The organism is Tardiphaga sp., from assembly GCF_025356345.1.
Lineage (GTDB): Bacteria > Pseudomonadota > Alphaproteobacteria > Rhizobiales > Xanthobacteraceae > Tardiphaga.
Genome location: NZ_JANXTC010000093.1, coordinates 1 through 8,759 on the forward strand (window position 1 = coordinate 1; position 8,759 = coordinate 8,759).

The 8,759-nt window shown below is 64.0% G+C and carries 7 protein-coding genes; 6 read left to right on the forward strand and 1 reads right to left on the reverse strand.

The window, feature by feature from the left end; genetic code table 11:
• Positions 1-209 precede the first annotated feature (209 nt).
• The 6 genes from Q0S16_RS05235 to Q0S16_RS05260 all read left to right on the forward strand — a co-directional run bounded on the left by Q0S16_RS05235 (position 210) and on the right by Q0S16_RS05260 (position 7,900).
• The gene (locus Q0S16_RS05235; protein WP_295845850.1) at positions 210-791 is read left to right on the forward strand and encodes a glutathione S-transferase family protein; all 582 of its coding nucleotides are present in this window, start codon (positions 210-212) and stop codon (positions 789-791) included.
• Between the two features lie 196 nt (positions 792-987).
• Positions 988-1,176, forward strand: coding sequence for a hypothetical protein (locus tag Q0S16_RS05240; RefSeq protein WP_295845851.1), 189 nt, complete (start codon positions 988-990; stop codon positions 1,174-1,176).
• A gap of 98 nt (positions 1,177-1,274) precedes the next feature.
• Positions 1,275-2,447 (forward strand): phosphoserine transaminase, encoded by a 1,173-nt coding sequence (locus tag Q0S16_RS05245; RefSeq protein WP_295845854.1) that lies wholly within the window; start codon positions 1,275-1,277, stop codon positions 2,445-2,447.
• Between the two features lie 174 nt (positions 2,448-2,621).
• Complete coding sequence (gene serA, locus Q0S16_RS05250) at positions 2,622-4,211, forward strand: phosphoglycerate dehydrogenase (protein ID WP_295845857.1); 1,590 nt, start codon at positions 2,622-2,624, stop codon at positions 4,209-4,211.
• Between the two features lie 151 nt (positions 4,212-4,362).
• Positions 4,363-6,048 (forward strand): methyl-accepting chemotaxis protein, encoded by a 1,686-nt coding sequence (locus Q0S16_RS05255; protein ID WP_295845859.1) that lies wholly within the window; start codon positions 4,363-4,365, stop codon positions 6,046-6,048.
• 166 nt (positions 6,049-6,214) lie between these two features.
• Complete coding sequence (locus Q0S16_RS05260) at positions 6,215-7,900, forward strand: methyl-accepting chemotaxis protein (protein ID WP_295845861.1); 1,686 nt, start codon at positions 6,215-6,217, stop codon at positions 7,898-7,900.
• A 189-nt stretch (positions 7,901-8,089) separates the two neighbouring features.
• Here the strand turns inward: Q0S16_RS05260 and Q0S16_RS05265 are convergent.
• On the reverse strand, positions 8,090-8,759 hold a 670-nt coding region (locus Q0S16_RS05265; protein ID WP_295845864.1), incomplete at its 5' end, for an esterase-like activity of phytase family protein.

An 8,759-nucleotide genomic window follows, 5' to 3' on the forward strand; every position in this document is an offset into this window, starting at 1 on the left:
GGCACCGAAATGCTGGTAGCAGGCAATCTGTTCCTTCGCGCCGAGTGGGAATATGTTCAGCTCATGAAAATTCGCGACGTGGCTTTCAGCGTCAATACGGCGCGCGCCGGCATTGGCTACCGGTTCTGACCTGATATCACCTTCGCGCGGCTGCCGGTTGACAACGCCCGACGTTGCTGTTGCCCTGTCATGACGCGGAGGGCAGGGCGATGCAGATTTACGGCGACAGCAATTCCGGCAACTGCCTGAAGGTGAAGTGGGTCTGTGACCGGCTGGCGAAGCCGTATCATTGGATCGAGATCGACACCCAGAAGGGCGACAGCCGGACGCCGGAATTTCTCGCGCTGAACGGCGCGGGGCAGGTGCCGACGGTCGTGCTCGATGATGGCCGGGCGCTGGCGCAATCCAACGCCATCATCCGCTATCTCGCAGCGGGCAGTGACCTCATGCCCGTCGATCCCTTTGACGCCGCCAAGATGGATGAATGGCTGTTCTGGGAGCAGTACAGCCACGAGCCCTATATTGCGACCTGTCGCTTTCAGATGGTCTATCTCGGAAAATCCGTCTCCGACCTCGATCCGGACAAGGTCCGGCGCGGCTATTCGGCGCTGGCGCGGATGGAGCATCAGCTCGCGGCCACGCGATTCTTCATCGGCGACCGCGTTTCGCTCGCCGATGTCGCGCTGCTCGCCTATAGCCGCGTCGCCCATCAAGGCGGCTTTCATCTCGACGGCTATGGTTCGATCCGGCGCTGGATCGCCGACGCCGAACAGGCGCTGGGCGTGAGCTGAACGGCGGTATCGTCGAGTTTCATCGCTCCCGAACCGCCATGGCCTGCATGGCGCGCGCCACCGGTGCCCTGGCACGGGCTGATTTCCGGTTCCGGTTAATGCCACGTAAACCAGCCCGGCCAGCGCTCGCCGCGCGGCCGGAACCGGGCTGGCGCTGAGGCGTCTTCAACCAGGCGCTGGGGCGTTGGAATGAAGAATGCGATCTTACTCAATTGTGAAAATCGGCGGCGGCTACGTCGTCAAGGTCGGTGACCAGAGCGTCATGACCGTTGGCAGCCGGCGCAAGGCGGCGCGGCTGGTGGCCATGGCCTCCCGCATGCTGGCGGCGTCACCCGGCCAAGACGCCGGCAGCCGGACCGCGTCTTCGGCGGCGCATGAGCCGTAACCGCGCCAATCCGGCTTGACGCATTTGCCGGCATCCCATATCCACGCCAGTGGGCCACCTCCCCCCAACGGGAGGCTTGCTATCTGGAAGGATAGAGAATGACCGCAACGAAGCCATCTTCGCGGCCGAACGTGCCGCATTTTTCCTCCGGCCCCTGCGCCAAGCGCCCCGGCTGGACCCCCGAGAAACTCAGCGATGCCACGCTGGGCCGGTCGCACCGCGCCAAGGTCGGCAAGGCCAAGCTCAAGCTTGCGATCGAGCTGACGCGCGAAGTGCTGCAAGTGCCGGCCGGCTACCGGATCGGCATCGTGCCGGCGTCCGACACCGGCGCCGTCGAGATGGCGATGTGGTCGCTGCTCGGCCAGCGTCCGGTCACCACCATCGCCTGGGAATCCTTCGGCGAGGGCTGGGTCAGCGACATCGTCAAGGAATTGAAGCTGAAGGACGTCACCAAATTGAGTGCGCCCTATGGCGAGATCGCCGATCTCTCCAAAGTGGATCCCAATTCCGACGTGGTTTTCACCTGGAACGGCACCACTTCCGGCGTACGCGTGCCCAATGCGGACTGGATCGCGGCTGACCGTGAAGGCCTGACCATCTGCGACGCCACCTCGGCGGCGTTCGCGCAGAAGCTCGACTGGCCCAAGCTCGATGTGGTCACCTTCTCCTGGCAGAAGGCGCTGGGCGGCGAGGCCGCGCATGGCATGCTGGTGCTCAGCCCGCGCGCCGTCGCGCGCCTCGAGAGCTATTCGCCGCCGTGGCCGCTGCCAAAGATCTTCCGCATGACCAAGGGCGGCAAGCTCAACGAAGGCATTTTTGAAGGCGAGACCATCAACACGCCGTCGATGCTGTGCGTCGAGGACTATCTCGATGCGCTCGGCTGGGCCAAGTCGGTCGGCGGCCTCGACGCGCTGGTCGCGCGCGCCGATGCCAACACCAAGGTGCTGGCCGACTGGAAGGCGCGAACGCCGTGGGTGGACTTTCTCGCGACGGATGCCTCGATCCGCTCCAACACCTCGGTGTGTCTGAAGGTGATCGATCCCGCCATCACCGCGCTGAGCGCCGCCGCCCAGGCGGATTTCGCCAAGCAGCTGGTGGCTTTGGTCGAGAAGGAAGGCGCGGGTTACGACTTCGCGCATTACCGTGATGCCCCCGCCGGCCTGCGGATCTGGTGCGGCGCCACGGTGGAAGCGAGCGACGTCGAGGTCCTGACGCAATGGATCGACTGGGCATTCGCCGAGGCCAAGCTCTCGCTCGCCAAGGCGGCGTAGCGCGCGCGCTTTATTCACCTCTCCCCGTTGGGGAGAGGTCGACCGCGAAGCGGTCGGGTGAGGGGTTTGGTGCCATCGATAGGCCGGTGCCCCTCACCCCAGCCCTCTCCCCAACGGGAGAGGGGGCCTTCCGCGCTCGTGGCACTGACATCCCTTCATTGCAGGATCATCCCCATGCCCGCCCCCAAAGTCCTTATCTCCGACGCCTTGTCCCCCGCCGCCGTCCAGATCTTCAAGGATCGCGGCATCGACGTCGACTTCCAGCCCAATCTCGGCAAGGACAAGGAAAAGTTGCTCGAGATCATCGGAAATTATGACGGCCTCGCCATTCGCTCCGCCACCAAGGCGACCGCGAAAATCATCGCGCAGGCGACACGGCTCAAGGTGATCGGCCGTGCCGGCATCGGCGTCGATAATGTCGACATTGCCGCGGCGACCGCCAAGGGCATCATCGTGATGAACACGCCATTCGGCAATTCGATTACTACCGCCGAGCACGCCATCACGCTGATGATGGCGCTGGCGCGTGAAATTCCGCAGGCGGACGCGTCCACGCAAGCGGGCAAGTGGGAGAAGAACCGCTTCATGGGCGTCGAGATTACCGCCAAGGTGCTGGGCGTGATCGGTTGCGGCAATATCGGCGCCATCGTCGCCGATCGCGCGCTCGGCCTGAAGATGAAGGTCATCGCCTTCGACCCGTTCCTGTCGCCGGAGCGCGCCCGCGACCTTGGCGTCGAAAAGGTCGAGCTCGACGATCTGTTCAAGCGCGCTGATTTCATCACCTTGCACACACCGCTCACCGACAAGACGCGCAACATCATCGATGCCGCCGCCCTGGCCAAGATGAAGGCCGGCGTTCGCATCATCAATTGCGCCCGTGGCGGCCTGGTCGACGAGCAGGCGCTGGCCGACGCGTTGAACGCGAAACACGTGGCTGGCGCGGCGTTCGACGTATTCGTCGAGGAGCCCGCCACCGCCAACGTGCTGTTCGGCCATCCCAATGTGATCTGCACCCCGCATCTCGGCGCCGCCACCACCGAGGCGCAGGAGAATGTCGCGCTGCAGGTCGCCGAACAGATGTCGGACTATCTGTTGACCGGCGCGATTTCCAATGCCGTGAATTTCCCCTCCATCACCGCGGAAGAAGCCCCGAAGCTGAAGCCGTTCATCGAATTGGCGGAAAAGCTCGGCTCGTTCGCGGGTCAGCTTACCGACACCAATATCGCCAAGGTCACCATCACCTATGAGGGCGCGGTGGGCGAGATGAAGATCAAGGCGTTGACCTCGGCGGCGCTGACCGGGCTGTTGCGTCCGATGCTGGGCGATATCAACGTGGTTTCCGCGCCGGTGGTTGCCAAGGAGCGCGGCATGGTGGTGGACGAGGTGGTACGCGCCGCGCAAAGCGATTATGAGAGTCTGATCACGGTGACGGTCGCGACCGACACCCAGCAGCGTTCGGTGTCCGGTACGGTCTATGCCGACGGCCAGCCGCGTTTGGTCGATATCAAGGGTATCCGCGTCGATGCCGAATTCGGCAAGTCGATGATCTATGTCACCAACGAGGACAAGCCGGGCTTCATCGGCCGCTTCGCTTCATTGCTGGGCGACGCGAAGATCAACATCGCCACCTTCCACCTCGGCCGCGATGCCAAGGGCGGCGACGCCATCGCGCTGGTCGAGGTCGACGGCGCGGTGCCAGCCGAGGTGCTGGCACAGGTGCAGGAGCTGCCGCAGGTCAAGCAGGCCAAGGCGCTGAGGTTTTAACCGGCGAGTTGCCCGCGCGGAAGCGGGCTACTCGGCCTGCTCGCCCGGTCGGTATTGTCGTCCTGGTGGTAGCTTCGTAAGCAATCCGAAACGAGTGTGGCGTAGCTTCGCAATATATTATTGCGACTGCGCCATATTTCGGAGCCCGATTGTGAATTTCAGCGATGTGCGGATTGCCCCCAAGCTCGGCATTCTGGTTATCTTGACCTTGCTCGGACTGGGCGCTGCCGGCGTGCTGGCCGGGCTGATGATGCAGCGCGCGATGTACAATGCGCGGGTCGATCAGATCCGCGTGGTTGCCGACATCGCCCGTAACATCGCGCTGTCACTGCAGAAGCAGGTCGACGCCGGGCAAATCACCCGGGAGGCGGCGCGCGCCGAATTCATTCAACGCGCCACCAGCTTGAGCTACGACAATGGCAATGGCTATCTGTTCGGCTACGACATGGAGGGGACGACGATCATCGGCAAGGATCCGAAGCTGATTGGCATCAATCGGCTGGATTCCAAGGTCAACGGCACGATGATGGTCCGCCAGCTGCGCGACGGCGTGGTGAGCAACGGGGAAGCGATCGTGCTGTACGACAGCAAGCGCCCCGGTGAAGAGAATTTTGTCCGCAAAGTGTCGCTGGCCGTCGGGATTCCCGGCTGGAACATGTATGTCGGAAGCGGGGCCTATCTTGACGATCTGGACTCCAGGCTGACGCCGATCCTGTGGGCGCTCGGTGCCGCGATCCTGTCGATCGGCGTGATCGCCGGGCTGATCGCATGGCTGGTCGGTCGCAGCATCACCGCTCCGCTGGCGCGGCTGGGGGGCCGCATGCGCGGGCTCGCCGATGGCGAACTGGACGCGCCGATCCCGGAAATCCAGCGTGGCGACGAGATCGGGGCGATGGCGGCGACCGTGCAGGTGTTCAAGGATAACGCCGTCCGCATCCGCGGGCTCGACAAGATCGAGATGGAGACCCATGCCAGGGCGGCGGCCGAGCGTCGCGCCACCATGGAAAGTCTCGCCGACGATTTCGAGCGCAGCGTCAACAGCATTGTCCGGTCGGTATCTTCCGCCGCGGCGGGCATGCAGGGCACCGCGCAGTCGATGACCGCGACGGCGAGCGATGCCAGTTCGCGCGCCGCCACCGTGCAAGCGGCATCGGCGCGGTCGTCGGCCAATGTCGGAGCGGTCGCCTCCGCGGCCGAACAACTGTCGGCCTCGGTCGGTGAGGTGCTGCGTCAGGTGTCGCAGTCGAGCACCATCGCCGGCAAGGCGGTTGGCGATGCCGAGCGCACCAACGCCAATGTCCAATTATTGTCGAGCGGCGCCGATAAGATCGGCGAAGTGGTGCAGCTGATTCACAACATCGCCTCGCAGACCAACCTGCTCGCGCTCAACGCCACCATCGAGGCCGCGCGCGCCGGCGAGTCCGGCCGCGGCTTTGCCGTGGTGGCGTCGGAGGTCAAGGCGTTGGCCAGCCAGACCGCGAAGGCGACCGAGGAAATCTCCGCCCAGGTGGCGGCGATGCAGGCCTCGACCAGCGACGCCGTGATCTCGATCGGCGCCATCACCGCCACCATCGGCGAGATGAGCGAGATTACCGGCCGGATCGCCGGCGCCATTCAGCAGCAGGGCGGCGCGACGCGGGAGATCGCCAGCAGCATCCAGTCGGTAGCGGCCGGCTCCAGCGACGTCAGCGAACACATCGGCGGCGTCAGCGCCGCCGCCGAAGCGACCGGCGCCGCCGCCTCGCACGTGCTCTCGAACGCCCGCGACCTGGAGAGCCAGTCCGCGCTGCTGCGATCGGCGGTCGATGGTTTCCTGATCAAGATCCGCGCGGCGTAAATGTAACAAGCGGCTGGTGTTGGCAAGATCCAGAGCGCGTAACCGATATTTCCGAAATTCAGGAAAATGATCCAATCGCGTGCGAGCGTTCCGGTCGTTGGTCCATTTCATCCGCGTATCGGCCGCCAGGCGCTAGATTTTTTATGATACCATTTGGAGTGTGACCATGAATTTCAGTAACCTCAGGATTGCTTCGAAGCTCTGTATCCTGCTTGCCATGACACTGCTGGGTCTGTGCGTCGCCGGTGTATTGGCCGGATATATGATGCAGCGGGAAATGCTCTCCGCGCGCATCGAACAGACCAAGGCCATTGTTGAAACCACGCGCACCATGGCGCTTGCGCTGCAGAAGAAGGTTGATGCCGGCGCGCTGACCAAGGACGCCGCGATCGCGGAGTTCGCCAGCCGCGTCAACACCATGAGATATGACAATGGTAACGGCTATTTCTTCGGTGGCACCATGGAAGGCGTTACCCTGATGGGCCCCGACCCGAAACTCTGGGGCGTCAATCGTCTCGACGTCAAGACCAACGGCCGAGCGATGACCCGGGAATGGCGCGATGGCGTCGCCGCCACCGGCGAGGCGCTGGTGTATTTTGATTATATGAAGCCAGGCGAAACCACACCGATCCGCAAGGTCGGCTACGCGGTCGCCATTCCCGGCTGGAACATGTATGTCGGCACCGGCGCCTATCTCGATGACCTTGATACCAAGTTGAAGCCCATTCTGTGGGCGCTCGGTACGGCGATCGTCGTGATCGGAATCATCGCGGGTGTGATCGCATGGTTGATCGGACGCAGCATCACCGGTCCGCTCGCGCGACTTGGTCGCCGCATGCGCGGCCTCGCCGACGGCCAGATTGACGAGGCAATTCCGGAGACCCATCGCGGTGATGAGATCGGGGCGATGGCGGCGACCGTACAGGTGTTCAAGGACAACGCCGTCCGCATTCGCGGACTCGACAGGATCGAAGCCGACGCGCAGGCCCGGATCGCGGCGGAGCGTCGCGCGATGATGGACAGTCTCGCCAGCGATTTTGAACGCAGCGTCAACGGCATCGTGCGCTCGGTTTCGGCGGCGGCCTCGGGCATGCAGGGCACCGCGCAGTCGATGGCGGCGACGGCCCGCGACACCAGTTCAAGGGCATCAACGGTCGGCGCGGCTTCGGCGCGATCGTCGGACAATGTCGGTACGGTGGCCTCGGCGGCGGAAGAATTGTCGGCCTCGGTCAGTGAGGTGCTGCGGCAGGTCTCGGAATCCAGCCAGATTGCCAGCAAGGCGGTCGAGGATGCCGAGCGTACCAATGCCACCGTCTTGCTATTGTCGAGCGGCGCCGAGAAAATCGGCGAAGTGGTGCAGTTGATCCACAACATCGCCTCGCAGACCAACCTTCTCGCGCTCAACGCCACCATCGAGGCGGCGCGCGCCGGCGAGTCCGGCCGCGGCTTCGCCGTCGTGGCGTCGGAGGTCAAGGCGCTGGCCAGCCAGACCGCGAAGGCGACCGAGGAAATCTCCGCCCAGGTGGCGGCGATGCAGGCCTCGACCGGCGACGCGGTCATCTCGATCGGCGCCATCACCGCGACCATTGGCGAGATGAGCGAGATCACCAGCCGGATTTCCGGCGCGGTGCAGGAGCAGGGTGGCGCCACGCGCGAGATCGCCAGCAGCATCCAGTCGGTGGCAGCGGGGGCCAGCGAGGTCAGCGACAACATCGCCGGTGTCACCGCGGCGGCTGATGCGACGGGCGCGGCCGCCGCGCAGGTGCTGTCGAACGCCGGCGACCTGGAAAGCCAGTCCGCGCTGCTGCGATCGGCCGTCGACGGCTTCCTGGTCAAGATCCGCGCGGCGTAGCAAGACGCGTTGTTCTTTCCCCTCTAGACCGGCGCCGCGCAGCGGCGTTGGTGGGAGAGGGAGCCTGAGCGAAGCGAAGGCGGGAGAGGGGGGCTGTTGCGCTGGTGGCTACCCCTCTCCCGTCTTCGCTTCGCGAAGCGACCCTCCCCCGCAAGGGGGAGGGGACAATCATCGCGACTTTCTTGATCGCTACTTCGCCTTCAGGAGGTCACCGACCTCCAGCAGCACGAATTCGTTGTCGTCGGCCTTGTTGGGGTCGCGGCTCGACGAGAACGGCAGGTTGTTGTCGTTGCCGACGATGATGTGGGTGGCATCGACCTGATCGACGTTCTCGATGGTGAAGAACGGGAAGGTCAGCACGCCGTCATTCAAAGGCTTGCGCGCCTTCTTGTCAGGGTCCTGAATCTTCAGCAGGTCGATGAAGCCGATCTTGCGGACCGGCTTGCCGACATTGGCGTCGTTGAGCTCAACCTTGAACACGCGCTTGAACTTGGCCAGATCCGGGAAGCAGTCGGTGCCGCGGACGCCTTCGGCACAGGCCTTGTCCTTGGTGCCTTCGCCATTGTCGCGCTCGATGATCAGGCCATTGTCGGCGGTGATCATGTTGAAGTCACCGATCGCGTTGCCGTTCTGCTCGAACACATACTGCCAGTAGCGGCCGGTGAATTTTTCCTGGGCGACGTCGAATTCGAGGATCCGCGCGGCTTCCTTGCCGTCGACCTTTTCAAACTCCTTCTTCTCGGCATCCCACAGCGGGCCTTCCAGCAATCCGTAGATGAACTTGCCATCCTTCGACGACGCCAGGCCTTCATAGCCCTTGGAGCGGCGCAGGTTGACGTTGCTGAAAGTGGCGCCCGGC